The organism is Pedobacter gandavensis (genome assembly GCF_014172405.1).
Taxonomy (GTDB): domain Bacteria; phylum Bacteroidota; class Bacteroidia; order Sphingobacteriales; family Sphingobacteriaceae; genus Pedobacter; species Pedobacter gandavensis.
Map to the genome: position 1 here is coordinate 378,173 of NZ_WNXC01000004.1, position 24,544 is coordinate 402,716.

General features: G+C 38.8%; 26 protein-coding genes. 15 read left to right on the plus strand and 11 right to left on the minus strand.

Annotated elements, in window-relative coordinates:
- Positions 1 to 3: 3 nt before the first annotated feature.
- Positions 4 to 771, plus strand: coding sequence for a class I SAM-dependent methyltransferase (locus GM920_RS13825; protein ID WP_202986113.1), 768 nt, complete (start codon positions 4 to 6; stop codon positions 769 to 771).
- 2 nt (positions 772 to 773) lie between these two features.
- Entirely contained in the window at positions 774 to 1,673 is a 900-nt protein-coding gene (locus tag GM920_RS13830; RefSeq protein ID WP_182958294.1) for a glycosyltransferase, read from the plus strand.
- Positions 1,674 to 1,702: 29 nt separating this feature from the next.
- On the opposite strand, the gene GM920_RS13835 is transcribed toward GM920_RS13830, so the two are convergent.
- Both GM920_RS13835 and GM920_RS13840 read right to left on the minus strand, forming a co-directional pair.
- Positions 1,703 to 3,241 carry a rhomboid family intramembrane serine protease gene (locus GM920_RS13835; RefSeq protein WP_182958296.1) on the minus strand — a complete coding sequence of 513 codons (1,539 nt, stop codon included), beginning with the start codon at positions 3,239 to 3,241 and terminating at the stop codon, positions 1,703 to 1,705.
- Between the two features lie 6 nt (positions 3,242 to 3,247).
- A complete protein-coding gene (locus tag GM920_RS13840; protein WP_182958299.1) occupies positions 3,248 to 3,997 on the minus strand; it encodes a class I SAM-dependent methyltransferase in 750 nt (249 codons plus the stop codon).
- A gap of 222 nt (positions 3,998 to 4,219) precedes the next feature.
- Between GM920_RS13840 and GM920_RS13845 the strand changes: the two genes are divergently transcribed.
- Positions 4,220 to 5,491, plus strand: a complete 1,272-nt coding sequence (locus GM920_RS13845) for a glycosyltransferase (protein WP_182958301.1) — start codon at positions 4,220 to 4,222, stop codon at positions 5,489 to 5,491.
- Positions 5,492 to 5,507: 16 nt separating this feature from the next.
- Complete coding sequence (locus tag GM920_RS13850) at positions 5,508 to 6,257, plus strand: glycosyltransferase family 2 protein (RefSeq protein WP_182958304.1); 750 nt, start codon at positions 5,508 to 5,510, stop codon at positions 6,255 to 6,257.
- Between the two features lie 52 nt (positions 6,258 to 6,309).
- Here GM920_RS13850 and GM920_RS13855 read toward each other — a convergent pair whose 3' ends face one another.
- Positions 6,310 to 7,026, minus strand: a complete 717-nt coding sequence (locus tag GM920_RS13855) for a 3-ketoacyl-ACP reductase (RefSeq protein ID WP_182958307.1) — start codon at positions 7,024 to 7,026, stop codon at positions 6,310 to 6,312.
- Between the two features lie 148 nt (positions 7,027 to 7,174).
- Positions 7,175 to 8,974, minus strand: a complete 1,800-nt coding sequence (gene typA / locus GM920_RS13860) for a translational GTPase TypA (RefSeq protein WP_182958310.1) — start codon at positions 8,972 to 8,974, stop codon at positions 7,175 to 7,177.
- A gap of 196 nt (positions 8,975 to 9,170) precedes the next feature.
- Between typA and GM920_RS13865 the strand changes: the two genes are divergently transcribed.
- A complete protein-coding gene (locus GM920_RS13865; RefSeq protein ID WP_182958312.1) occupies positions 9,171 to 9,839 on the plus strand; it encodes an oxidoreductase in 669 nt (222 codons plus the stop codon).
- A gap of 21 nt (positions 9,840 to 9,860) precedes the next feature.
- Here the strand turns inward: GM920_RS13865 and GM920_RS13870 are convergent, their stop codons facing one another.
- Positions 9,861 to 10,673 carry an alpha/beta hydrolase gene (locus GM920_RS13870; protein ID WP_182958315.1) on the minus strand — a complete coding sequence of 271 codons (813 nt, stop codon included), beginning with the start codon at positions 10,671 to 10,673 and terminating at the stop codon, positions 9,861 to 9,863.
- A 155-nt stretch (positions 10,674 to 10,828) separates the two neighbouring features.
- Between GM920_RS13870 and GM920_RS13875 the strand changes: the two genes are divergently transcribed.
- From GM920_RS13875 to GM920_RS13915, 9 genes are all read left to right on the plus strand, one after another.
- Entirely contained in the window at positions 10,829 to 11,533 is a 705-nt protein-coding gene (locus tag GM920_RS13875; RefSeq protein ID WP_182958317.1) for an esterase family protein, read from the plus strand.
- 122 nt (positions 11,534 to 11,655) lie between these two features.
- Positions 11,656 to 12,621 carry an ATP-grasp domain-containing protein gene (locus tag GM920_RS13880; RefSeq protein ID WP_182958320.1) on the plus strand — a complete coding sequence of 322 codons (966 nt, stop codon included), beginning with the start codon at positions 11,656 to 11,658 and terminating at the stop codon, positions 12,619 to 12,621.
- A gap of 91 nt (positions 12,622 to 12,712) precedes the next feature.
- On the plus strand, positions 12,713 to 13,813 hold the full coding sequence (locus tag GM920_RS13885; RefSeq protein WP_182958323.1) for a carboxylate-amine ligase: 1,101 nt from the start codon (positions 12,713 to 12,715) through the stop codon (positions 13,811 to 13,813).
- A 1-nt stretch (position 13,814) separates the two neighbouring features.
- Positions 13,815 to 14,648 carry a type 1 glutamine amidotransferase gene (locus tag GM920_RS13890; RefSeq protein ID WP_182958326.1) on the plus strand — a complete coding sequence of 278 codons (834 nt, stop codon included), beginning with the start codon at positions 13,815 to 13,817 and terminating at the stop codon, positions 14,646 to 14,648.
- A 43-nt stretch (positions 14,649 to 14,691) separates the two neighbouring features.
- Complete coding sequence (locus GM920_RS13895) at positions 14,692 to 15,879, plus strand: ATP-grasp domain-containing protein (protein ID WP_182958329.1); 1,188 nt, start codon at positions 14,692 to 14,694, stop codon at positions 15,877 to 15,879.
- A gap of 51 nt (positions 15,880 to 15,930) precedes the next feature.
- On the plus strand, positions 15,931 to 16,089 hold the full coding sequence (locus tag GM920_RS13900; protein ID WP_182958331.1) for a FeoB-associated Cys-rich membrane protein: 159 nt from the start codon (positions 15,931 to 15,933) through the stop codon (positions 16,087 to 16,089).
- A 17-nt stretch (positions 16,090 to 16,106) separates the two neighbouring features.
- Complete coding sequence (locus tag GM920_RS13905; protein WP_182958333.1) at positions 16,107 to 16,694, plus strand: Crp/Fnr family transcriptional regulator; 588 nt, start codon at positions 16,107 to 16,109, stop codon at positions 16,692 to 16,694.
- Positions 16,695 to 16,781: 87 nt separating this feature from the next.
- Positions 16,782 to 17,312, plus strand: coding sequence for a YceI family protein (locus GM920_RS13910; RefSeq protein WP_182958336.1), 531 nt, complete (start codon positions 16,782 to 16,784; stop codon positions 17,310 to 17,312).
- A gap of 37 nt (positions 17,313 to 17,349) precedes the next feature.
- Positions 17,350 to 18,225 carry a pirin family protein gene (locus GM920_RS13915; protein WP_182958340.1) on the plus strand — a complete coding sequence of 292 codons (876 nt, stop codon included), beginning with the start codon at positions 17,350 to 17,352 and terminating at the stop codon, positions 18,223 to 18,225.
- 79 nt (positions 18,226 to 18,304) lie between these two features.
- Here the strand turns inward: GM920_RS13915 and ispF are convergent, their stop codons facing one another.
- Positions 18,305 to 18,784, minus strand: a complete 480-nt coding sequence (gene ispF / locus GM920_RS13920; protein WP_182958342.1) for a 2-C-methyl-D-erythritol 2,4-cyclodiphosphate synthase — start codon at positions 18,782 to 18,784, stop codon at positions 18,305 to 18,307.
- A 362-nt stretch (positions 18,785 to 19,146) separates the two neighbouring features.
- Here ispF and GM920_RS13925 point away from each other — a divergent pair, with 362 nt between their 5' ends.
- Entirely contained in the window at positions 19,147 to 20,736 is a 1,590-nt protein-coding gene (locus tag GM920_RS13925; RefSeq protein WP_182958361.1) for an SUMF1/EgtB/PvdO family nonheme iron enzyme, read from the plus strand.
- Positions 20,737 to 20,803: 67 nt separating this feature from the next.
- On the opposite strand, the gene GM920_RS13930 is transcribed toward GM920_RS13925, so the two are convergent.
- The 5 genes from GM920_RS13930 to GM920_RS13950 are packed head-to-tail and all read right to left on the minus strand — an operon-like array spanning position 20,804 to position 24,544.
- Entirely contained in the window at positions 20,804 to 21,301 is a 498-nt protein-coding gene (locus GM920_RS13930; protein WP_182958363.1) for a biotin/lipoyl-containing protein, read from the minus strand.
- Between the two features lie 2 nt (positions 21,302 to 21,303).
- Complete coding sequence (locus tag GM920_RS13935; RefSeq protein WP_182958366.1) at positions 21,304 to 21,960, minus strand: DUF4159 domain-containing protein; 657 nt, start codon at positions 21,958 to 21,960, stop codon at positions 21,304 to 21,306.
- The gene (locus GM920_RS13940; RefSeq protein WP_182958369.1) at positions 21,957 to 22,661 is read right to left on the minus strand and encodes a 16S rRNA (uracil(1498)-N(3))-methyltransferase; all 705 of its coding nucleotides are present in this window, start codon (positions 22,659 to 22,661) and stop codon (positions 21,957 to 21,959) included. The genes GM920_RS13935 and GM920_RS13940 overlap by 4 nt, the downstream gene beginning before the upstream one ends.
- A 12-nt stretch (positions 22,662 to 22,673) precedes the next feature.
- The gene (locus tag GM920_RS13945; RefSeq protein ID WP_182958371.1) at positions 22,674 to 23,990 is read right to left on the minus strand and encodes a hemolysin family protein; all 1,317 of its coding nucleotides are present in this window, start codon (positions 23,988 to 23,990) and stop codon (positions 22,674 to 22,676) included.
- On the minus strand, positions 23,990 to 24,544 hold the full coding sequence (locus GM920_RS13950) for an inorganic diphosphatase (protein ID WP_182958374.1): 555 nt from the start codon (positions 24,542 to 24,544) through the stop codon (positions 23,990 to 23,992). Before GM920_RS13950 ends, GM920_RS13945 begins: the two co-directional genes overlap by 1 nt.

Consider the following 24,544-nt stretch of genomic DNA (forward strand, 5'->3'; position numbering starts at 1 on the left):
TATATGGCCATCATCACAGAAGATATTGTAGCCTCTTACAACGACTTTTACACCGATAGCGATGTAGAATGGCGTATGCTTGGTGCAAAATCCAAAGCAAAAAACCTGATAGAGGTGTGTCAGGGAATTCAGCCAAAGAAGGTATTAGAAGTAGGCGCTGGTGATGGCAGTATTTTACACTATTTAAATGAGTGGAATTTTGGTGAGGAGCTTTATGCGTTGGAAATTGCGGATAGTGGTGTTGAACTGATCAAAAACCGAAAGTTGAACAAGCTTAAGGAAGTTAACCGTTTTGATGGCTATAGCATTCCTTATGCAGACAACAGCTTTGACCTGGTGATTCTGGCCCATGTTTTAGAGCATGTAGAGCATGAACGCGTCCTACTTCGTGAGTTAAAAAGGGTGGCTAAGTATCTGGTGATTGAGGTACCCCTGGATTATCGTTTTGGTGTAGACCGTAGGATGAAGCATTTCCTCGATTATGGCCATATCAATATGTACACGCCTACATTGATTCGATTCCTTTTACAAAGTGAAGGCTTTGTGATTGAAGCCGATAAAACCTCTCTTACCCCTATTGACACCATTAAATTCTGTGAATTTAAGGTCAAGAAAACACCCAAAACCCTGCTAAATGTTTTAAGAATTGAATTGGAGCACCGTATTAAAAAAAGTCTGGGCTATATTCTAGGAAAAAATAAGCGGGAACAATTTGGGAACGCCTATACCGTTCTTAGTAAAAAATCAAACCAAAACCTGGAGATCTTCTAACTATGCAAGTGTTTGCACCCATTGCTTTATTCGTTTACAATCGTCCAAAGCACACAGAACGTACGCTAAAATTCCTTAAACAGAACCAATTGGCTTCAGAAAGCCGGTTATTCGTGTTTTCTGATGGCCCAAAATCCTTGGAAGACCAAGCTAAGGTTTTGGAAGTTCGCGAATTGTTAAAAAACATAGAAGGATTTAAATCTGTGGAGGTGATCTCACGTTCTGAGAACATGGGGCTGGCAGATTCAGTAATTGCGGGTGTCAGCAGACTGGTTAAAGATTATCAGCAGGTGATTGTAATGGAAGATGATCTGATTACTTCTCCCCATACACTGACCTATTTCAATGATGCGCTAGCCCGTTACCGTACAGAGGATAAAGTGATGCACATTGGCGCTTATATGTACCCACTCCAAGAAAACGAGCTACCTGAAACGTTCTTCTACCGTGCAGCAACCAGTTGGGGATGGGCCACATGGGAACGTGCCTGGTTACATTTTGAGCCAAATATTGATACCTTAATGAATCAATTTGATGGGCGGAAGAAATCTGAGTTTTCAATTGAACACAAAATGAATTTCTGGAAACAGATGCAAGATTTTAAAAAAGGGAAGAATAATTCCTGGGCTATCCGCTGGTATGCTTCCATCTTTTTAAAAGGAGGTCTGACCTTGAATCCTTCACAGTCATTAGTTAATAATATCGGACATGATGGGACAGGAATTCATTCTGGAATAAATGACATCTACAATGTGATCATCAATCCTAAACGTATTGAACAATTCCCAAAGGAGATTAAAGAAAATAAAGCCGCCTACGAGACGATTAAGAGTTTTTTATCCACCAGGAAGGGTAGTTTCTGGGAAAGGATTAAAAGATACCTTAAGCAGCGTCTGGCTTAGCTTTAAACCCAAATGAGGGTTCTCCTGTCTTAATCCCAGATAACCAGTTGATCTCTGTCTGCCATTTTAAACGTAACATACTCATTTAGCTTCTGTTGAATTTTATATTTTAAAGGCCTGTCTTCCAATTGATAATCTTTATACATCATCAATCCAATCTGTAATCCCCTATTGGTTAACTTGGTTCTGAATTTAAGATCAGCCCTATCTTCATCCATCAAAACTAGTTTTTGCATTTTAGCTAGAATTTTCTGGTTGTCTTTCCAGGAATCAATTGCACATGTTTTTACAAGTTTGAGCTTCTCTTCTTTAGACATCGCCCAGTTGATGTTATAGACCTTTTTAAAAAGGTCTTCATTTTTAATAAATTCTTCCTGTAGTTGGCGGTATTCTTTGACCTGATAAATGGGTGAGAAAAGCATCACACCAAGACCAAAGGCAAACACCAATAAAAAGGCAGTTATAGATCTCCAGTAGATGGGAACGCTTCGCTTAAAAAGAACTGGATTATATAATAAATAGCCCAATATAAAGCCTGCGATTAATCCACCAAAGTGAGCCGCATTGTCGACATTCTTCCCAAGCAAACCATTTAGCAGCATAAAAGCAACCACAATGAGTGTACTGATCAGGAGTGCCTTATTTGCATTTTTTTCAAATGCCTTACTGATGAGTAGGGCAAGAAAAGCTCCAAACATCCCCATAATTGCTCCTGACGCACCTGCCATATAGCCAATTTGATGGTGAATGACACTAATTAATCCACCACAGATACCGCTCAATAGATAAACAGCGAATGTTTTCCAGCTTCCAAGTTTATTTTCAATCATCAACCCGATATAAACGAGCGCATACATATTAAAAAACAGATGAAGGTAGGAAAGGTGAATAAATTGGTGACTGATTAACCGCCAGATTTGCCCTCCCAACACAGGGGCTCTGGAGTTCGCGCCTAGCTCTAAGAAAACCTTCTCCTTGATTCCTACAACCATAATTGGATCCATATAGACACCTACTATTTGCTGATAAAGGTTCCTGAGCATGGCAAAAGCCAATAAGTAATATAGAATATTCAAAATCAAAAGAATGGGCGTTACCAGATAACCTTTTCTAGGAATAAAGAGGTACAATACGTTTTTGATTTTATTTTTTACGGCTAAAGGAGATTTTTCAAAATACTGGTCATCCTGAGTTGCAATGTGCTCATGGAATTTTGCGAGTCGTTCTTCCCAAACATCTTTCAAATGAAACTGCACATATTCAAATTCATCAAAAAATTTCTGAAGATTCAAGTCATTTTTCCCATAATCATTGAATAGGAGCTGTATTCCTATACATTCGCTTTTGAAAACGGCAAAATTCAATTTGATACGAATAGAAATTTCTTCCCCATAAGATTGAAGGGAAATCCCCGTATAGGCAATTAAGCCAGATTCGGAAATATGGCTTAGTTTCCATCCCAGATTTTCGATGGTTTGCTGCGCTATGATGAGGTATCGATCTGCCGGGTAATCACCAAGCGGTATGTATTTTTCAACTTTTGGCGAGTATCCCCAGCTTAAACCCATATTTCTTTACATTTTTCTTGCTTCTAAGATAATGTAAGGAGATAACATTTTCGAATTAAAAGGAAATATTTTAGTAAAAACTTTTCCTACAAACCACATGGTTTTCTTTAAAAGACGAATTCCTATCGGTTTTTGCTGTTCATTTTCTAACCATAGGCTAAAGTTTCCAAAATACCTGGATTGTACCACCTCAAGTCCTGCTTTCTTACAAATGTCTGCTAACAGCTTTGGATCCATACAATCGATGTTGTGCTTATCGTAATTCTCGCGGTCAAAAGATTTTTGGAACCAGCCATTCAGGGCTTTAAAATTAGGGAGGGTAATGAATAGGGTTCCTCCTCGCTTTACAAAGGCAATATGGCGATTGATAATGTCTGTGGTATCATTAAAATGTTCGATTAATCCGCAAGATAAAACCAGGTCAAATTGTTGGATTGGCTGGTAGTTAAACAAATCCGTTTCGATGATATTTATATCGCTTGGCTTTAAATGATTGGCCTCCAGAAGCGCATTGGTAACTGGTTGATGTACGAAATAATCTAGTAACGTAACATCAAGCTTAAAATATTTCTTTAAAAACACCGCATAATAGCCGGGAAAACCGCCCAATTCAATTGCCGTTCTTACCCCCTGCTTATTAATAATTTCGCCAAGTTCCTGATGAAACAAGTAATTTGATGGAATATTGACCGTCAAACCGTCCTTACTTTCCCAATAATTTACCCAAAACTGTCTGTCGGTTAACAGGTTTTCCATATGATATTTTTAGCTATCTTAGTATTTAACGAGTGGTTTGTTCCCGAATTAATCATTTTCAAACAACTGATTTATTGTCATATTAGGATCATAAACCATTTGTAAGCTTACAGCTTAGGATTGTTTCAATTTTTAAATTAATTTTAACGGCATACGAACCAGCTCTTCAAGTTTGGAACGAAAATACAGAAGAATTTAACAATAACCGCTAATTTTGATAGATTGAAAGTAGTTCACCTAAATACATACGAAGGAAATGGCGGCGCCGGAAGGGCTTGCTTAAGGCTAAATGATGCATTAAATGCACATGATGTAAATTCTGAAGTGATGGTTTATTTTCAATTTAAAGAAAGTAAGCTCACTACTGCTTTTAACCGAAATATTTTTCAGAAAGCAATTGCTATTTTTAAAATTCTTGCTGAGCGTTACTTGTCGAAAGCTTTCTCTAAAGCATTAAAAACTCCTTTTTCCTTACAATGGTTTGGGAGGTCTGTCATTCATCACCCAAAAGTAAAAGCAGCAGATATTATTCATTTACACTGGATCAATCATGGATTTTTGTCGCCAAAGTTCCTGGCACAACTAGACGAGCTAGATAAACCAGTGGTTTGGACTTTTCATGATAGCAATGCATTTACTGGTGGTTGTCATGTCCGTTATTCCTGCGAAAATTATCATAAAGAATGTGGGAATTGCCCACTGCTAAAATTTAGCGGCAAGGATGATTTTTCCCATAGAAATTGGTTAAAAAAGAAAAAGGCCTATTCTGAGTTAAGTTGTCACATCGTGGCACCAAGTCATTGGATGGCGGACTCTGTAAAATTGAGCAGTTTATTAGGGACAAGGGCCATTAGCGTAATCCCAAACACCATAGAAACTAAGGTATTTAAGCCTTATGTTAAATCGGAAGCGAAGAAAATATTAAAGATCAATCCGGATAAATTTGTGATGATGAGTGGTTTTATGCCTTCAAAAAACGATAAACACAAAGGTACATCCTACCTGATTGAGGCTTTAAATGACCTGGCGACCAGACCAGGGATCATAAAAGAAAACATAGAATTGGTGATTTTCGGTAATAAAGACAACGTGGACATGCCGGAATTCCCTTTCAAGACCACATTTTTAGGAACCATTGACAATGACCACCACTTGGCCAAATGTTACTCTGCCGCAGATGTTTTTATCACGGCCTCTCTGGAAGACAATCTACCAAATACGGTTATGGAGAGTCTAGCTTGCGCGACGCCTGTAGTGGCCTTTAAAACTGGTGGCATCCCAGATATGGTAAAACATCTTGAGAATGGATATCTAGCAGATTATAGATCCTCAGAAGACCTCGCTACCGGAATTGAGTGGTTGTACCATGATGAAAATGCCCCTGATATTCAAAAAGAAGCGAGAAGAACCATATTAACTGAATTCTCAGAAGCGGTTATTGCAGAAAAACACCTATTATTGTATCAATCCCTGATTAATTTACACCCACATTAATTTTAGCATTTACTCTATGCAACCAAAGCTCAGCGTCATCACCATCGTTTATAATAATGTAAAGGATATTGAGCGTACGATGCTTTCTGTGTTAAACCAAACTTATCCGAATATTGAATACATTTTGATCGATGGGGCCTCTACCGATGGCACTAAAGACACGATTTACAATTATAAATCTCGATTAGCGCAGTTTATTTCTGAGCCCGATAAAGGGATTTATGATGCCATGAACAAAGGGCTTGCCTTGGCAACCGGTGATTATGTGTTGTTCATGAATTCTGGTGATGAGATTTATGCGCCGGTAACGGTTGCTGAGGTTTTTGAAAGTGCATCTGCTGCGGATATATACTATGGGGAGACGGAAATGTACGATGAAAACTGGCATAGTCTAGGTCAGAGAAGACATCGGGCACCAGAAACATTTAGCTGGAGAAGCTTTAGGTATGGCATGTGCATCAGTCACCAGGCAATTTATGTGAAACGGAGTCTGGCGGGACCTTTCGATTTGCAATATAAATATAGTGCGGATATCGATTGGATTATCAGAGCGGCTAAAAACGCTTCAAGTATTGTCAATACCCACAGTTATGTGGCCAAGTATTTGGTGGGCGGAATTTCTAAAAAGAAACACATGGCGAGTCTGAAAGAGCGTTTCAAAATATTCACCAAGTATTATGGTTTCGTTCCCAATGTGATCAACCATCTTTTCATTGCGGTTAGTTTAGGACAGTATTATATTCGCCACCGTCGTACCAACGATTAAGTACATAAAAAAGGGATAAGTTTTTAGGCTCATCCCTACTAATATATCTTGATTAAGGATTGGTGGACCACAAAGCTGCTTCTTTCACAAAAACTCTACGGTTTAGTTTCAATTGAGAAACTACCAGTTCTGCAAAGTCCTCTGCCTGCATCACGCGATCAGGGTTACCATCAGTTAATTTTAAGTCGATTGCCATATCCGTAGCTACCGTACTCGGCACTAAAGTAGTGACACGAATATTATGTTTACGGCCTTCTTGCATTAAAGATTCAGACATTCCGATAAGTCCAAATTTGGAAGCGCTATATGCACTTGTCACTGCTGCACCATTTTTACCTGCCGTAGAAGACACGTTTATAATATCACCGGTTTTTCGTTCTATCATTTCAGGAAGTACGGCACGGGTTACATAGTAAGGTCCTAAAAGGTTAACTTTTATAATCTCTTCCCATTTCGCAGGTTCCAATTCCATAAAAGAACCGAAAGCACCAATTCCGGCATTATTGATCAGGATATCAATTGCACCAAGCTCTGATTTTAAAGATGCTATTGCAGTATTTACCCCATTGATATCAGAAACATCCATGGATGCAATTACAGTTTTAACACCATATTGTTTTAGTTCTGCAGCAACTTTCTCTAAATCAGCTATTGTTCTTGCGGCCAAACCTACGTTCACACCTTCTTGTGCTAAAGCGATAGCAACAGCCCGTCCAAGTCCTTTTCCGGCACCGGTAATGATTGCATTTTTTCCTTTCAATGATTCCATGTGATCTTGTATTTAGGTTTTATAATATACAAAACTAAGAAAAAAGAAGCCCACTGAAGGATCTGTAATTGACTTATGACTTATAAATAGAAAAAGCCCCTAAACATGGAGTTAAGGGGCTTTTTAATGTATTGATAATTCTAAAGAATTATGAGTTTTTGTTGTTTTTACGTGCTGCTTCAGTTAAATGAATCTTACGTAGACGCATGCTCAATGGAGTAACTTCAATGTACTCATCAGCCTGGATGTATTCCATAGCTTCTTCCAGAGAGAACTTAATTGCCGGAGCAATACGGTTGCTATCATCAGTACCTGAAGCACGCATGTTGGTTAAAGCTTTACCTTTAACGATGTTTACTACTAAGTCATTGTCACGGATGTGCTCACCCATAATCTGACCTTCATAAACGTCAACACCTGGATCAACGAAGAAACGTCCACGATCTTGTAGTTTATCAATTGAATAAGCAGTAGTACTACCTTTTTCCATTGAAACTAATACACCGTTTAATCTTCCAGGGATTGTACCTTTCCAAGGCTCATAAGCTTTGAAACGGTGTGCCATAATCGCTTCACCACCAGTAGCAGTTAACACGTTATTTCTTAATCCAATGATACCACGTGCAGGGATTTCAAACTCTAAATGTTGTAAATCACCTTTAGGCTCCATGATTAACAATTCACCTTTACGTTGTGTTACCAATTCAATTACTTTACCAGCAACTTCACCAGGAACGTCAACGATTAAAGTTTCAATAGGCTCACATTTTTTACCATCAATTTCTTTAATGATAACCTGAGGCTGACCTACCTGAAGCTCATAACCTTCACGACGCATCGTTTCGATTAATACTGATAAATGGAGAATACCTCTACCATATACTAAATAAGCATCTGGAGATTCAGTTTCAACTACCTTAAGGGCTAAGTTTTTCTCCATTTCTTTGTATAGACGTTCTTTGATACGTTGAGACGTTACAAATTTACCTTCTTTACCGAAGAATGGTGAGTTATTAATAGTGAACAACATGTTCATCGTTGGCTCATCAATTTTGATAACAGGCAATTGCTCTGGTGCATCAAAATCAGCGATAGTATCACCGATATCAAATCCTTCAATACCTACAACAGCGCAGATATCACCAGATTTTACTTCAGTAGCACGGATTTTTCCTAAACCTTCGAAAGTATATAGTTCTTTTACTCTTGATTTAACAGTTTTACCATCACGTTTAATCAAAGTAACCGGTTGGTTTTCTTTGATTGAACCGCGGTGAACACGTCCAACTGCAATACGACCTACGAAAGATGAATAATCTAAAGAGGTGATTTGCATTTGTAATGTACCTTCATTTGTTGGTGCAGGAGGAATATTCGCTACTACAGCATCTAATAATGCGAAGATGTCGGTAGTAGGTTTTTGCCAGTCTGTACTCATCCATCCTTGTTTTGATGAACCGTAGATTACAGGGAAATCTAATTGATCTTCTGTAGCCTCAAGATTGAAGAACAATTCAAAGATTTGCTCATAAACTTCTTCCGGACGACAGTTTTCTTTATCTACTTTGTTTACAACAACGATTGGTTTTAGACCAAGGGCTAAAGCTTTTTGTGTAACGAAACGAGTTTGAGGCATTGCACCTTCAAACGCATCACACAATAACAATACTCCATCAGCCATTTTCAATACACGTTCTACTTCACCACCAAAATCGGCGTGACCAGGGGTATCAATAATGTTGATTTTTACATCCTTGTACATAACAGATACGTTTTTGGAAACGATGGTAATACCACGTTCACGTTCCAAATCGTTATTGTCAAGTATTAAATCTCCTGATTGCTCGTTATCACGGAAGATTGAACAAGAGTGTAAGATCTTATCAACCAGTGTAGTTTTGCCGTGGTCAACGTGTGCTATGATAGCTATATTTCTTATTTTTTGCATAAAATGCGTGTAAATTTTTGCGCAAAGATACAGTTTATTATCGACATATCAATCAATTAGTTAAGACCAAATAATGAAAAATAACGAGTCTTTTATAATGCCATCGTTACGTCCGTTTTATTATAAAGGTTTATTGCAGCTACAAGGGGGAATTCGTACTTTGTCAAGTATCCCATTATCTCACTATAAATTCAGCATGAAAAAAAAAGCAATACTACTTGGCGCCAGTGGCTTAATCGGATCGAGTTTGTTAACACAACTGCTTGACAGTCCGGAATACGAGGCGGTTTTAGTAATTGTCAGAAAAAAACTGGGCATGGAACACCAAAAACTAAAACAGTTGGTTGTTGATTTTGAGCGACTCAATGATTTTGCTAAGGAAATAACTGGTGACGTCGTTTTTTGCTGCCTGGGGACTACAAAAAGTAAAACACCAGATTTAGACCTGTACCGTAAAATCGATTATTTATACCCTTTGGATGCTGCCGCCATTACCCAGGCAAACGGAGCCAAGCAATATCATTTGATTTCATCGATAGGCGCCAACCCAAATTCCAGCATCTTTTATTCACGTACCAAGGGGGAAACTGAGCGTGACCTGCAGAGTATTCCTTTCCAAAGTATCCATATTTATAGACCCTCGTTACTTGATGGCGAAAGAAAAGAACACCGAAGCGCAGAGCGGCTGATGATTGGTGTTATGCGTGTTTTAAACCCTATTTTAATCGGAGCTCTCCGTAAATACAGAAGTATAAAAATTGAAAATGTAGCATTAGCAATGTTAAAAGTATCCTTAAAAGACAATGAAGGTGTATTTATTTATCCTTCGGATAAGATTGAAAAAATTGCTACAAATACCACTTAAATAGGCTATCCTAGGAAAGAATTACAACAAATAGGTTTTCCGGCCAAATGCCCAACATAAAAAGCTGGGCATCACTTTAGACCAGGTTGCTACGTTATGCTTTCCCCCCACCATTTCATAATAGTTGATATCCTCGGGGCGTTTGTATCCTTTTTTTAACAATTCTTTGATGACATCGATCGTATCGTCGATAGAATCGATAATCATATTGTGGTTTCTATCAGCCGTTTCATCCTCAGTCCCGGTCATGAGCCAGAATTTAAGCTCCGGCTTTATCCTGCTTTCCCTAATCATTTTGTGAACCAGACGATCGTCGTCAGTATACCCCTCTTTAAGATCTTTGCCTCGCCACCAGAATGCTCCGGAGAATACTCCTATGAGGTCGAACTGGAAAGCGTTGTTCCAAGCGATATCAAATGCGGAAATCCCTCCCAGAGAACATCCAGCGAAGGCCTTTTTTCCTTTGACTGGGATTTTCACCTGTCGCTCAATATAAGGCAACAACTCTGTTAACACAAAACCATTGTATAATTTTGCCGATAATCCTCTACCAAGAAAATCTGGTAGCCCTGCAATTCCATATTCCTGAATACGGTTATCTCCGGCATGAATGGCCACCACCACCAAAGGTTCCAGCCTGTTCTTTTCATAGAGCTCATTCAAAGTCTCCTCAAGACCGAATGCTTGAGCATCCTGTCCGTCATTTAAAATCAGCAGATTTAAAGTTTCATTTCCGAGTAGATTCCTGGGAATAAAAATCTCAAGTGTAACTTCTCTTTTTAAAATGTCAGAAGGAATGGAATTTTGCGAATGAAAAACTTTGGAAAGTAACATAACAAGGGTATAGCCTACAAAGGTACCATTCTTCACAAAACATCCTGCGCTTGGAAATGTTTTTACTTAACTAGCAGATTTACAGAAAGACATGACATTTTTTTCTTGTGATTGAAAATAGTTTTCTATACCTTAAAGGAGATAATTTCCTTATTATGGTTGAATCCTATAAAAAATGGTATAGTCCGCATTTAAGTGCAGATTTTGAGCTACTGAGCTTCGGAGAAAGTGGCTATCCAATACTACTATTTCCAACCAGTATGGGGCGGTATTTCGAACCTAAAGATTTCGATTTAATAAGGGCTGTACAACAATATATAGAAGAAGGAAAAGTAAAAATTTACTGTATAGACAGTATCGACAAGCTTAGCTGGTATAATAAAAATATCGCTCCCGCTGATCGCATAAGAAACCACATTTGGTATGATCAACTCTTACTGAAAGAGGTTGTTCCCATCACGACACAGGAAACCGGGATGGGAAAAATCATCACCGCAGGCTGTAGTTTTGGCGGTTACCATGCGGCAAATTTTGCCTTTCGCCATCCTTGGTTGGTAAGTCATCTTTTTAGTATGAGTGGCATATTTGATATTCGTGGTCAGCTGGACGGCTTTTATAATGATGATGTCTATTTTAATAACCCTGTAGACTTCCTCCCCCATGATCAAAACCGCGAACTATGGAATATGAAAATTGCGTTGGGGACAACAGATAGAGATCCCTGTAAAGAGGATAATGAAAGACTTTCGGAAATATTAATGGCGAAAGGGATCGATCATTGGCTAGATATCCGCGAAAATGCTGATCACGACTGGCCCATTTGGCGGGAAATGTTTTCAGCATATATTTCCCAATTGTAAGGGAAAAACCTAAGGATAAACCCAGTGCCCTCCCACAGAAACACAAACACAGAACATTAACATTATTCTATTGTTTATAACAAAAGGTTTTTTCAGCACAAAATCTATAAAACGAAAAACGAATGAAAAAAATCGGAATCTTATTTGGGCAGGAAAGATCCTTTCCGGCGGCCTTCATAAAGCGGGTAAATGAAATTGACGGAAAAGAGATCATCGCAGAATCGGTAAATATCGACAAGATTTTTCAAGCCAACCCTTTAGATTATGTGGTAATTATTGACCGGATTTCACAGGACGTCCCTTTTTATCGTGCTGCGATGAAAAATGCAGCAATTACCGGAACCGCAGTTATCAATAATCCATTTTGGTGGAGTGCCGACGAAAAGTTCTTTAACAATGCATTGGCTATAAAACTCGGCATCCCAGTTCCGAAAACAGCCTTAATACCTTCATACGATCAGCCTGAGGACACCTCTGATGCCTCTTTTAGCAACCTTGCTTTTCCAATGGATTGGGAAGGCATTTTTGAATATACTGGATTCCCAGCTTACATGAAGCCCTTTGATGGTGGCGGATGGAAGGACGTTTATAAGCTAACGGACAAAGAAGATTTCTTCGACAAGCACAGTAAAACCAAGCAAACCGTCATGATGCTTCAGGAAGAAATCATTTTCGATGAATATTTCAGGTGTTACTGTATTGGTGGAAAATATGTGAAAATTATGCAATATGAGCCGAGAAATCCTGTGCATTTAAGGTACGTAGTAGATGCACCTCCATCAAGTGAAAAACTCTTAAAAACCATTCATGACTACGTGATTCAACTGAATCAATTCTTAGGGTATGACTTTAATACGGTAGAATTTGCTGTTAGAAATGGTATTCCTTATGCCATCGATTTTTGTAATCCCGCCCCGGATGCTGATGTATCAAGCGTTGGCTTGGAAAACTTTGAATGGGTCGTGGAAACATCAGCCAGATATGCCATAGACCGCGCAAAAGCACATGTAACAGGTCAGGATAACCTAACATGGGGTGAGTATATCAAAGCTTCAGCTATCGGAATTCCATTAATTGACAAAGTATAAGCTTAAAAACAGTATAAAAGAAAACGCTAAATACCTGCCTCCACAATATTTAGCCGCAAATAACCAGGTATCAAAAGCTAAAAATTAAACGATGAATATTTTTACCCTTGGTGTTGAGGAAGAATACATGGTTGTCGACCCTGTAACCCGCGAATTGACCTCACACGATCAGAAAATTGTAGAGGCAGCACAAAAAATACATAAAGACCAGGTCAAGGCAGAAATGCATCAAGCTGTAGTAGAGGTTGGGACTGGCATCTGTAGAAACACAGAAGAAGCACGTGCAGAAATCTCCCAATTGCGGTATACAGTCGCACAATTGGCAGGAGAACAAGGATTGCGAATTGGCGCAGCAGGTACCCATCCTTTTTCACATTGGGAGAAACAATTGATTACAGAACATCCCAGGTACAGTGAGATTGTGAATGAGCTTCAAGAAGCCGCCAGGTCTAATTTAATCTTTGGCTTGCATGTGCATGTAGGTTTCCAAAGCAGAGAGTTAGCAATTCACATTGCCAATCAGGTGCGTTATTTTTTACCGCATGTGTTTGCCTTGTCTACTAACTCACCTTTTTGGGAGAGCAGGAACACTGGGTATAAATCTTTCCGAACAAAAATATTTGATAAGTTTCCACGGACAGGAATTCCTGACATTTTCAATAGCATTGAGGATTATGATAACTATGTTAAATTATTGATCAAAACCAACAGTATTGATAATGCTAAAAAGATATGGTGGGACATTAGAGTTCATCCCTTTTTTGAAACCATAGAATTCAGAATTTGCGATTGTCCGATGCTAATTGATGAGACGATGGCATTTGTAGCCCTATTCCAGGCACTATGTGCTAAATTATACAAACTCCGTTTGCAGAACATGAAATTCATCAGTTATTCCAGAGCTTTAATTAATGAAAATAAATGGAGGGCAGCCAGATATGGAATTGATGGAAATTTGATTGATTTTGGAAAAGAAATGGAGGTAAATTGTCGAAATCTGGTGTTGGAACTACTCGATTTTGTAGACGACGTAGTAGATGATCTAGGTTGTAGAGAAGACCTTAAATATGTCCATACCATCCTCGCCAATGGCACTGGCGCTGACCGACAATTGGCTGTTTACGAACAAAATGGTAACTTTGAATCAGTGGTAGACTACATTACCACACAAACATTAATAGGTGCCAAATAAAATGACCAGGGATAAAAATAACATTAGAGTTGCTGTAATTGACATGAATAATGGAGCTGCAAATCAAGGAATGCGCGGGATACAAGAAATCTTAATTCGTTATCAAAAAGAAACAGCAAACAGCCTGTCATTTGAGATATTTGATTTGAGGTTAAAGGGTGAAATTCCTGACGCTACTTATGACATTTACATTTCCAGCGGTGGGCCGGGGAGTCCCTTTGATGGGATTGGAGCAACCTGGGAAAACGATTTTTTCACACTGATGGACGAATTGGAGGCCTTTAATTTGGGAAATGAACATCAAAAGAAACACGTTTTCTTAATCTGTCATTCTTTCCAAATGGCTTGTCGAAAATTTGGTGTAGGTAAAGTGATCAAGAGACGTTCTACTGCCTTCGGCATATTTCCGATATTTCTAACTGAAGAGGGTGAAAATGATCCTATTTTTAATGGGCTCCCAAATCCTTTTTATACAGTGGATAGTAGAGACTGGCAGGTCATCAACCCGGAAGATATTTTCTTTTCTAATCATGAAGCTGAAGTGTTGGCCATAGAAAAAGAACGCCCGCATATTGATTTGGAGCGCTGTGTAATGGCTATTCGCTTTACTCCAGAAATTGTAGGCACACAATTTCACCCGGAAGCAGATCCTGTTGGCATGAAGCTATATCTGCTTCAGGAAGACAAGAAAAAGGCAATTATAGAAAACCATGGAGAGGAAAAATATCTCGATATGCTGAATAGCGTAGACGATCCAAATAGAATCTCACTGACCCAAAGCTTAATTTTACCGAACTTTCTAAACGAGGCCATAAATGCTTTGCAAGAAGCATAAAGTAACAAGTTGTCCTATAAAACACGGAAAAACTGCATGAGATATGATCAATAGCTATAGGGTCTCTTTCAACGAGCAATTTTCAAAAGAACAATACAACTTGTTTTTGAAGGAATTGGAAAAAGGATTTGTCGAAATTCCTTTTAGAATAGCAGAGACTCCTGTATTTATTCCCACCATGTTAAAAGATCAACTTATTGCTGCCGGTGCAGAAATCATTGCCATAATTAAAGATCCAAATTTTAAAAGTCTGACTGAGAAATCCATTCCGATGGAATGGAAAGTTCCAAATGAGAGTGCCCATCCTCATTTCCTAACTTTCGACTTTGGAATTTGTAAAGATCAATCGGGAAAACTGAGTCCAAAATTAATTGAGCTTCAGGGTTTCCCCTCATTATATGGTTTTCAGTCTCATTTAGCAAAGACCATTCAGCAATCTTTTAAATTATCATCGGAACTAACGCCATATTTCGAGGGGCTTAATGAACAAAGCTATCTTGATCTACTCAAAGAGGTCATAATTGGAAAACATAAACCTCATGAAGTTGCCTTGATGGACATTAATGCCCCTCAGCAGAAAACGGCAATTGACTTTCTCCTCACAGCGAAATACCTAGGCCTAAAAATATTGAGCCTTTCCGACTTAAAAAAAGAAGGTAACCATCTTTATTACCTAGAAGATGGCAAAAAAGTGGTTTTAAAAAGAATTTATAACCGATTGATTTTTGATGAGATTGGCGACAACACCGAGGTTTTCAGGGATAATTTTGATCCAAGGGAAGCACTAGATATAGAGTGGATTACACATCCCAACTGGTTTTATCGGATCAGCAAGTACACCATGCCCTTTTTAAAAGGCGATTTTGTTCCCACTACTCATTTCCTTAACGATTTGAAGGAAATTCCAGAAGATCTAGAAAACTATGTATTAAAACCTCTATTTTCTTTTGCAGGACTAGGGGTAATTATTGATGTTGAAAAGAAGGATATTGAACATATTTCAGATCCAGAAAATTGGATCCTGCAAAAAAAAGTGGATTATGAGCCCGCTGTTCAAGCTCCAGATGGCGGTATTAAAGTGGAGATCAGACTAATGTATTTATGGCCAGAAGAAAAAGAACCAGTACTTTGTATCAGTCTTGTGCGATTAAGCAGGGGAAAAATGATAGGTGTCCGATACAATAACGATTTTGATTGGGTTGGCGGAACTGTTGGCCTAATGGAAAAGTAAATTTACATTGAACAGACCTGCACGAAGCAGGCTTTACTTAGTTTTGTAACCATGGATATTCAAACCATATTAGTTGTCATTCTTTTCATCGCTGCTATATTTTATATAGGACGTATGATTATTAGATCAATATCCCCTAAAAAAGGAGGCTGTGCTTCGAACTGCAAATGCGGTGTAGATTTTTCAAATATCGAACCTAATAAAAAATAGATTTCATATAACTACCTATGCTTGAGCAATTCAAACTCTATTTACAGAAAAAAGTCGCCATTACCGATGAACAGTTCGACTTAATCTCCGGTCGGCTTAAAGTAAAGAGCTTTGATAAAAATGAAATGATTTTGATGAAGGGGGAAGTCTCCCCTCATGGTTATTTTGTGCTTAACGGTTTACTACGCAGCTATTCAATAGATGCTAAAGGTAAAACTCATATCATCCAGTTTGCCCCTGAACAGTGGTGGCTGTCCGATCGTAATGGGATGTTTAATGAGGCCTCTGAGTTTTTTATTGATGCTATTGAGCCTACCCAAGCTATTGTAATGCCAAAAAATTTCATTGATGATGCAGCGAAGCATGTTCCATGCATGTATGATTTTAATAACACCATGCTGAACAATTCTATTCGTTTTATGCATAAAAGGATCAATATGTTGCTTAGTGCTACGGCCGAAGAAAGGTATTTGAACTTCATTCAGCTTTACCCAAACCTCACCTTAAGAGTGCCACAATGGATGATTGCGTCCTATTTGGGCATCACCCCAGAATCGCTCAGCAGAGTTCGTAAAGACCTCGCGCACAAGCATTTTAAAGTCTAACACTTTCTTATCATACATCAATGTAAGCCTGGGTTTGTGGCCGTAATTTTGTGTTGTAAATAAAGAACAACTAAAAACAACAATACTATGGCAACTACTCAATGGTCATTAGACCCAACTCACAGTGAACTACAGTTTAAAGTAAAACACTTAATGATCACTACAGTAACTGGTAGCTTGAACACGTTAACAGGCTCTTTAACTTCTGATACCGAAGATTTTGAAAATGCGAAGGTTACTTTTGAAGCGGATATCAATTCAATTGATACCGGAAATACAGATAGGGATAATCATTTGAAAAGTGGTGATTTCTTTGACGGGGAACAATTTCCTAAAATGACGTTTACTTCTAGTTCTTTTGAAAAAGATGGAGGTGATTACGTTCTAAAAGGTGATTTAACCATAAAAGGAACAACTAAATCTGTTAAATTAAATGTAGAATTTGGTGGCATGGCTACAGATCCTTGGGGAAATACTAAGGCTGGATTTACCATCAGTGGTAAAATCAACAGAACTGACTTTGGTTTAACCTGGAATGCAGCTTTGGAAACTGGTGGAGTGATGGTAAGCGAGGACGTAAGAATATTAGGCGAATTACAGTTTGTAAAACAGGCTTAAAAACAACACGTCCATCTTAATTTAGAATGGAGACGTAATGAATGAAAATATAAAACAGGTGTCGGCAACTTTAAATCCGCCGGCACCTCATATGGTTGGAGATGGCTTTAGGGTTCATAACTTCTTTCCTAATGGGTATAAACTCAAAATGAGTCCTTTTTTCCTATTGGATTACAATTCTAAAATCCAATTTTCTGCCCGGAATGAACCTAGAGGGGTTGGGGTGCATCCACATCGGGGCTTTGAAACGGTTACCATTGCCTATCATGGAGCAGTTGCACATCATGATAGTGCAGGAAATTCCGGGGTAATCTACCCTGGCGACGTACAGTGGATGACTGCAGCGAGTGGCATTCTACACAAGGAGTATCATGAAGAGGCTTTTAGTAAAAAAGGTGGTGCTTTCCAAATGGTGCAGCTTTGGATCAATTTACCCGCTAAAGATAAAATGAGCAAACCGAAATATCAGGCGCTGACTCATGCGGAAATTGCGAGGCATCAATTACCGAATAACTCTGGTCAGGTAGAGGTAATTGCCGGAGAATACCTCGATACAAAAGGATCAGCCAATACTTTTACACCAATTCATGTCTATAATTTACGCTTGAATAAAAGTGGAGAGGCTAGTTTCAATTTCCCTGCAAATTTCAATACCGCATTTATGGTGATTGAAGGAGAAATCAAAGTGAATGATCGGGAAATCGCCAAAGCTGACACATTGGTACACTTCAAAAACGAAGGTGAACAGATCCTTGTAACAGGTCTTCAGGATAGCATCGTACTTATTTTAAGCGGAGCGCCCATAAACGAACCTATCGCTCATTACGGGCCGTTTTTAATGAATAAACCAGAAGAAATCCAACAAGCAATCGCAGATTATAACCAAGGAAAATTCGGCTATTTAGAAGAATAATGCGGCTTTTAGACATTTATAAAAATGCCCTCAAAATGATCTAAATTTTGAGGGCATTGCAATTAATCGATTTCTTATTTTATAATTTTTGAATTAGGCAAACCGCATAAGCAACAACCCCCTCTTCTCTACCAATAAATCCCATTTGCTCATTTGTGGTAGCTTTAATTGAAATATCTTCTATGTCCATTCCCATAGCAGTGGCAATGTGCTGTTGCATCGCCGGAATATGTGGATTGATTTTTGGTGCTTCTAAACAAAGCATCGCATCAATATTCCCAATTTCAAATCCTTTTTCTTTTACCAGTTTCACACTTTCCTGCAATAGAATCACACTACTAATCCCCTTCCAACGAGGATCTGTATTTTTAAAATGGTAACCGATATCGCGAAGATTTGCGGCTCCCAGTAATGCATCGCAAATTGCATGAAGTAACACGTCCGCATCTGAATGACCAAAAGCTCCTTTATGGTGTTCTAAATTTACTCCTCCTACGATAAAAGGATGGCCATCCTTCAACTGGTGTACATCAAAGCCAAATCCTACCTTAATCTTCATTTCCTTATCTATTAGTTTATACTTATTCTCTATTACCTCCCAGTTTTTAGTTACTGATCGGATCTCCCCGAAATTAAGCATTAAAGCGAATCATAATGTACTTCCAGAGGAATTTTTCCCTGTTCAAGAACAAATATGCTAAGACGAAGTCAAACTTGTTGAATTCCGAACATATCACTTACTTGGTGTGATCTGATAAAAAATTCAAAGCAATTCCGAACAGATTATTGCAAAACCTGCCTCAGATATGCGCTAAACATATTTTACAAAAGATTATTTTTTATCTAACTCGTGTTTTTTCTTGCTCAGTAACTCTTTTTTTATGTAATTTTAACAGTCAAAGCACTATGAGATCCCTCAATATGAAAAAATCATACTTATATTATTCGATTGCATCCATTGTAATTGTAGCTTCTTTATCTTCCTGTAAGTCAAAATCAGGAACTTCTGAGAAGACAGGAATGGCGTATAACAAGCGCGAGTTTGGTGGCTTTGCAGTAAATAATAAATTTAAACGCGGCCCTGGACCAGGATTAGTGGAAATTGAAGGCGGTGTTTTTGTAATGAGTGGCAGCGCAATTAATGTTGCTGGTGAAGAGCTTAGCAATTACAACCACAAAAGAGAAACCACTGTTTCCTCTTTTTATATGGATGAAACTGAAGTTTCAAATACCAACTGGTTGGAGTACCTGAACTGGATTCGCACCAACTATCCTACAGATCACGAATACTATTACAACGAACTCCCCGACACATTAGTGTGGCGAAGACCTCTATCTTACAATGAACCTTACGTAGATAATTATTTGAGGCATCCTGCTTACCAGGATTATCCAGTAGTAGGCGTAACTTGGGAACAGGCAGAAAGATATTGCGCCTGGAGAACGGATCGTGTGAATGAGCTTTTACTCCGCGAAAAAGGATACATGACCAGCTTCAAAGATCTGAATGGTACAGGTTCCAATACAGCAACTGCTGCATCAACCAACAATGCGAAAGGCGCGTTTAACACTGACGTTTACCTAAGCGGACAGTATGACGACAAAGGAAAAAGAGCAATGAGGGATCTTAATCCATCAAATGCTGGTAATGCTACCGCTGGGGCTAATGGTAGAAATGGAGCCACTAGAAATGTTAGACTGGAAGATGGGATCATCAAACAACCTTATCGTCTGCCAACAGAGGCAGAATGGGAATATGCAGCCCTAGGACTAATTGGCAATACACAGTATGAAAACATAAACGCTAACAAAATCTATCCATGGAATGGCATGGGTTTAAGTTCACCGAGCAGAAAGACCAGGGGATTGATTTTAGCCAACTTTAAGCGAACTAAAGGAGATTATATGGGTGTTGGTGGCTCCCTGAATGATAAAGGTGGTTTAACTGTTGCGGTGAGGTCTTACATGCCTAATGATTTTGGTCTATACAATATGGCTGGAAATGTAAATGAATGGGTTGCGGACGTTTATCGTGCCAAAACATTTGAAGCTGCAGATGCTTTCAATCCATATAGAGGTAACTATTACAAAGACAAGAAGGTAGCTGATCCAATCAGTGGCAAAATTGAAATAGATAAGTATAATAGACCAGTTTTAACCGATGCGAAAGCTTACAAGAAACAAACCTGGGCAGAGAAACAAGCAGCAGCGCCTGCAGAGAGTAAGATAAATACTTATGCGGATCAAAGAGGATTTCGTGATAAAGCAAATGATTTATATGGAGAAATTACTCTGGTAACGGATAAATCAAGAGTCTATAAAGGCGGATCATGGGATGATCAGGCGTTATGGTTAAATCCAGCAACCAGAAGATTCCTACAACAAGACGAATCTACGGCTGATATCGGGTTCCGTTGCGCAATGACGATGTTAGGTGCCTCAGAGATCAGATCTACTGGGAAACCGCAATTTACACCGAAAGCAGCAAGGACATTCAAGGCTAGAAATTAAAAAACAGACTTATAAAAAAGGGAGCGAATAAACCGCTCCCTTTTTTTGTACCAGAGAATTTTGAAAGCTAGGCAAACTGTATTAAAATACCATTTTTTTCTACTTTATCACCTTTTTGCACCATGATCCTTTTTACGATACCTGCAGCAGGCGATTTAATAATGTTTTCCATCTTCATCGCTTCCAGGACCAATAAACTGTCACCTTTAGCTACTTCCTGACCTTCGCAAACTACAAGTTGGAGTACCAAACCTGGCATCGGGGCCTTGATTTCCTGAACTTTTTGTGCAGCAGCATTGTCCATACCTAATTGCTTCAATAATTCGTCATATTGATCCTCGATGTTCACCTGATACAAGTTTCCATTTACCTTAATAGTCACTTGTTTTCCTCCTTCTTCCCGTTCTACAACCTCTACTGTATAGGATTTATTCTGGTAAATAATATGTTGGGTACTGCCTGATAGCGCCTTGGCATCAATCCCAAGCGCTTGCCCATTCACTTTTAATGCCTGCGCTGAAATCGCTACTTCGAAATTGTATTGCTCATTTACTTTTACCTTCATCGTTATTGTGTTAGTGCATACTGAACCAAATTGGCGCCCATTTTTAGCGCGCTCAAGCGCTTATCTTGTGTGTCCCCCGGGTATGTTCCAAAATCCTCCCAACCATTACCCAGATCGCACTCAAATGTGTAATAGCAGACAACTCTACCTTCCTTTATTAAAGCAAGACCCTGAGGGACTTTGCCATCATGTTCGTGAATTTTCGGTAACCCTTTTGGGAATTTAAACTTTTGCTGATAGAGTGGGTGATTTGCAGGCAGCTCGACAAAAGAAAGTTCAGGAAAAACCCTTTTCATCTCTTTTCTGATAAATTTATCCAGTCCGTAGTTATCATCGATATGAAGAAAGCCTCCACCACTAAGGTATTTTCTTAAATTCAGAGCTTCAGCATCGCTAAAAACCACATTGCCATGTCCGGTAAGATAAACAAATGGATAGTTGAATAGCTCTGCACTACCTACTTCAACAGTGGCATCTTCTGGAGCAAAATTGGTATTCAGGTTTTTATTGCAGAATTCGATGAGGTTAGGAAGAGCGGTTCTGTTGGCATACCAATCGCCTCCTCCGTTATATTTCAACTTAGCCATCTTGTATGTTGGCGGCTTAAAGCCACACAACAAGAATATCAATCCGACAACTAAGCCTGCTTTTAATTTCATCTGTTTAAATAATTCACTTCAAAGCAGGCTGCCAATGCAGCAGTTTCTGTTCTCAGACGTGTATTACCTAAAGTTAAGGGTTTAAAGCCGTTTTGCAAAGCGAGTTCGATCTCTTTCGGACTAAAATCACCTTCCGGACCAATCAAAACGGTATAGCTCTGATGCGGTTCTGCCACCTGACTAATGTATAATCGAGGTTCTCCATCAATGCAATGCGCAATCATTTTAATAGAGTTATTTTCTATCTTCAGAAAATCTGTAAAAGAAACCTGTGGATTTAATACCGGATGATAAGCTTGTAAAGACTGCTTAACTGCAGATGTGATCACTTTGTTCAGTCTATCTTCCTTGATGATCTTTCTTTCGGAACGCTCGCAGATGATTGGGGTGATCTCATCAATGCCTATCTCAGTTGCTTTTTCAAGAAACCATTCCAAGCGATCAATATTTTTTGTAGGTGCAACCACAATATGCAGGTGGTGATTACGCTTTTGATACTCCTGAACTGCTTTGATCACATGAAGCTGGACATTTCTCTTTCCTTCACCTATGATTTCGGCTTCATAAAAGCCTCCTTTTCCATCAATCAGATTGACAACATCACCTTTTCCTAACCGCAGGACCTTAAGGCAATGTTTACTTTCCTCTTCATTTAAAGAATACTCAGTCGAATCAATATCAGGGGTATAAAAAACGTGCATTGCTTAACAGATTTAGTGGAGGTCCACCATATCGCTTTTATCAATCACCAGTTCAAGCTTTATGGTTTCAATATTTTGCTCGGTTTTCTTTAGGATAGTGAATAAATACCCATAGCATTCTTCGCTATCTCCTACCTCTGGTATTTTACCAAAAGCATGGGATACCAAGCCACCTACAGTATCAAAATCCTCATCTTCGGGAAGATCGTGGGGTAAATGCTCATTCACATCGTAAACAGTGGCATAAGCATTAATGATGAATTCAGTATCTGAGATTTTTTCTACTGTTGGTTTTTCTTCATCATACTCATCCTGGATTTCTCCAACGATCTCTTCTACGATATCTTCGAGTGTCACCATACCTGCGGTACCGCCAAATTCATCGATTACAATTGCGATTTGGATGCGTTTCTGCTGAAGCTCGCTCAGCAAGTCGTTTATTTTTTTTGTCTCAGGAACGAAATAAGGCTTTCTGATGATGTCTTGTAAGACCCAATCCTTATGAGAGGCCAATAGCGGTAAAATGTCCTTGGCATGAATAATACCAATGATCTTATCGATAATTCCATCATAGACCGGTAATCTTGAATAACCGTCGCCAATAATTTTATCAATCACAGCTGCTGGAGGAGTAGACAATTCAATTCCTGATATTTTGGTTCTGGGAACCATAATGTTTTTTACAACTCTTTCGTTGAAGTCAAAGACATTTTTAATCAATTCATGCTCATTAGTATCTAAAGCACCACTCTCCTTACCCTGATCTAACAAATAGTGAAGTTCCTCAGTGCTGTGTACAGACTCATGGCCTCCTACAGTTGAGATCCCAAATATTTTAAGGATCATATTTGCAAATCCGTTCAACACCCAGATAAAGGGTCTGAAGATCAAGTAAAATGCCTGTAATGGCACTGCAATAAACAATGTTGTCGCTACAGGGCGCTGAATCGCTATCGATTTAGGCGCCAATTCACCAAACACAATGTGCATAACAGTGATCAATAAGAAAGCGATTGCGGTAGAGATAGAAGAGATGAGAACTTCAGAGAAGTTAAAGCTCAATAGCATGTCGTGAATAAGACTGTGCATGACAGATTCACCCACCCAACCTAAGCCCAGAGAGGCTAAAGTAATACCTAGCTGCGTGGCAGCCAGGTATCCGTCCAGATGCTGGGTAATATATTTTGCAATATTGGCTACCCTGCTACCTGATTTTGCTTTAATTTCAATTTGTGATGCCCGAACTTTTACAATTGCAAACTCTGCTGCAACGAAAAATCCGTTCAGTGCTACTAAGAAGAAAGTTAAAAATATCTTGAATCCTTCCATTAAGATGTTTGATTTCTAAACTTTTGGTCATAAAGTTGGATACTTTCCTGTATCACTTTATGCGCATATCGAACGCCTAAAAGGTGCTCAATAGTAACCTGTTTTTCTTCTAAGGCTTTATAATCCTGGAAGAATTTCACAATTTCCTTCATAGTATGAGGAGGCAATTCTGCTAAATCGTTGATATAGTTTACAGACATATCATTTTTTGCTACTGCAATAATTTTATCGTCTTGTTCACCATTATCCACCATGTGCATTACACCAATAACTTTTGCTTCAACAATTGACATTGGATAAACGTCAACAGAACAAAGTACAAGGATATCCAGAGGATCATTATCATCACAATAAGTTTGTGGGATAAAACCATAGTTAGCTGGGTACATTACCGAAGAGAAAAGTACCCTATCTAATTTAATCAGGTGGGAATCTTTATCGATTTCGTATTTTGCTTTAGATCCTTTAGGAATTTCAATAATTGCATTTACTGTTTCAGGTAAGTTTTCACCTGGAGAAACAAAATGCCACGGATGACGCTCGTCTTTAATCAT

Bases quoted from the DNA above. Each gene is read 5' to 3' on its own strand.
- GM920_RS13825 (WP_202986113.1), top strand. From the start codon at position 4: ATGGCCATCATCACAGAAGATATTGTAGCCTCTTACAACGACTTTTAC.
- GM920_RS13890 (WP_182958326.1), top strand. From the start codon at position 13,815: ATGACCAGGGATAAAAATAACATTAGAGTTGCTGTAATTGACATGAAT.
- GM920_RS13840 (WP_182958299.1), bottom strand. From the start codon at position 3,997: ATGGAAAACCTGTTAACCGACAGACAGTTTTGGGTAAATTATTGGGAA.
- GM920_RS13950 (WP_182958374.1), bottom strand. From the start codon at position 24,544: ATGATTAAAGACGAGCGTCATCCGTGGCATTTTGTTTCTCCAGGTGAA.
- GM920_RS13835 (WP_182958296.1), bottom strand. From the start codon at position 3,241: ATGGGTTTAAGCTGGGGATACTCGCCAAAAGTTGAAAAATACATACCG.
- GM920_RS13830 (WP_182958294.1), top strand. From the start codon at position 774: ATGCAAGTGTTTGCACCCATTGCTTTATTCGTTTACAATCGTCCAAAG.
- GM920_RS13865 (WP_182958312.1), top strand. From the start codon at position 9,171: ATGAAAAAAAAAGCAATACTACTTGGCGCCAGTGGCTTAATCGGATCG.
- GM920_RS13930 (WP_182958363.1), bottom strand. From the start codon at position 21,301: ATGAAGGTAAAAGTAAATGAGCAATACAATTTCGAAGTAGCGATTTCA.
- GM920_RS13915 (WP_182958340.1), top strand. From the start codon at position 17,350: ATGAATGAAAATATAAAACAGGTGTCGGCAACTTTAAATCCGCCGGCA.
- GM920_RS13910 (WP_182958336.1), top strand. From the start codon at position 16,782: ATGGCAACTACTCAATGGTCATTAGACCCAACTCACAGTGAACTACAG.
- GM920_RS13925 (WP_182958361.1), top strand. From the start codon at position 19,147: ATGAAAAAATCATACTTATATTATTCGATTGCATCCATTGTAATTGTA.
- GM920_RS13870 (WP_182958315.1), bottom strand. From the start codon at position 10,673: ATGTTACTTTCCAAAGTTTTTCATTCGCAAAATTCCATTCCTTCTGAC.
- GM920_RS13850 (WP_182958304.1), top strand. From the start codon at position 5,508: ATGCAACCAAAGCTCAGCGTCATCACCATCGTTTATAATAATGTAAAG.
- GM920_RS13880 (WP_182958320.1), top strand. From the start codon at position 11,656: ATGAAAAAAATCGGAATCTTATTTGGGCAGGAAAGATCCTTTCCGGCG.
- GM920_RS13905 (WP_182958333.1), top strand. From the start codon at position 16,107: ATGCTTGAGCAATTCAAACTCTATTTACAGAAAAAAGTCGCCATTACC.
- typA (WP_182958310.1), bottom strand. From the start codon at position 8,974: ATGCAAAAAATAAGAAATATAGCTATCATAGCACACGTTGACCACGGC.
- GM920_RS13900 (WP_182958331.1), top strand. From the start codon at position 15,931: ATGGATATTCAAACCATATTAGTTGTCATTCTTTTCATCGCTGCTATA.
- GM920_RS13895 (WP_182958329.1), top strand. From the start codon at position 14,692: ATGATCAATAGCTATAGGGTCTCTTTCAACGAGCAATTTTCAAAAGAA.
- ispF (WP_182958342.1), bottom strand. From the start codon at position 18,784: ATGAAGATTAAGGTAGGATTTGGCTTTGATGTACACCAGTTGAAGGAT.
- GM920_RS13855 (WP_182958307.1), bottom strand. From the start codon at position 7,026: ATGGAATCATTGAAAGGAAAAAATGCAATCATTACCGGTGCCGGAAAA.
- GM920_RS13945 (WP_182958371.1), bottom strand. From the start codon at position 23,990: ATGGAAGGATTCAAGATATTTTTAACTTTCTTCTTAGTAGCACTGAAC.
- GM920_RS13875 (WP_182958317.1), top strand. From the start codon at position 10,829: ATGGTTGAATCCTATAAAAAATGGTATAGTCCGCATTTAAGTGCAGAT.
- GM920_RS13940 (WP_182958369.1), bottom strand. From the start codon at position 22,661: ATGCACGTTTTTTATACCCCTGATATTGATTCGACTGAGTATTCTTTA.
- GM920_RS13935 (WP_182958366.1), bottom strand. From the start codon at position 21,960: ATGAAATTAAAAGCAGGCTTAGTTGTCGGATTGATATTCTTGTTGTGT.
- GM920_RS13885 (WP_182958323.1), top strand. From the start codon at position 12,713: ATGAATATTTTTACCCTTGGTGTTGAGGAAGAATACATGGTTGTCGAC.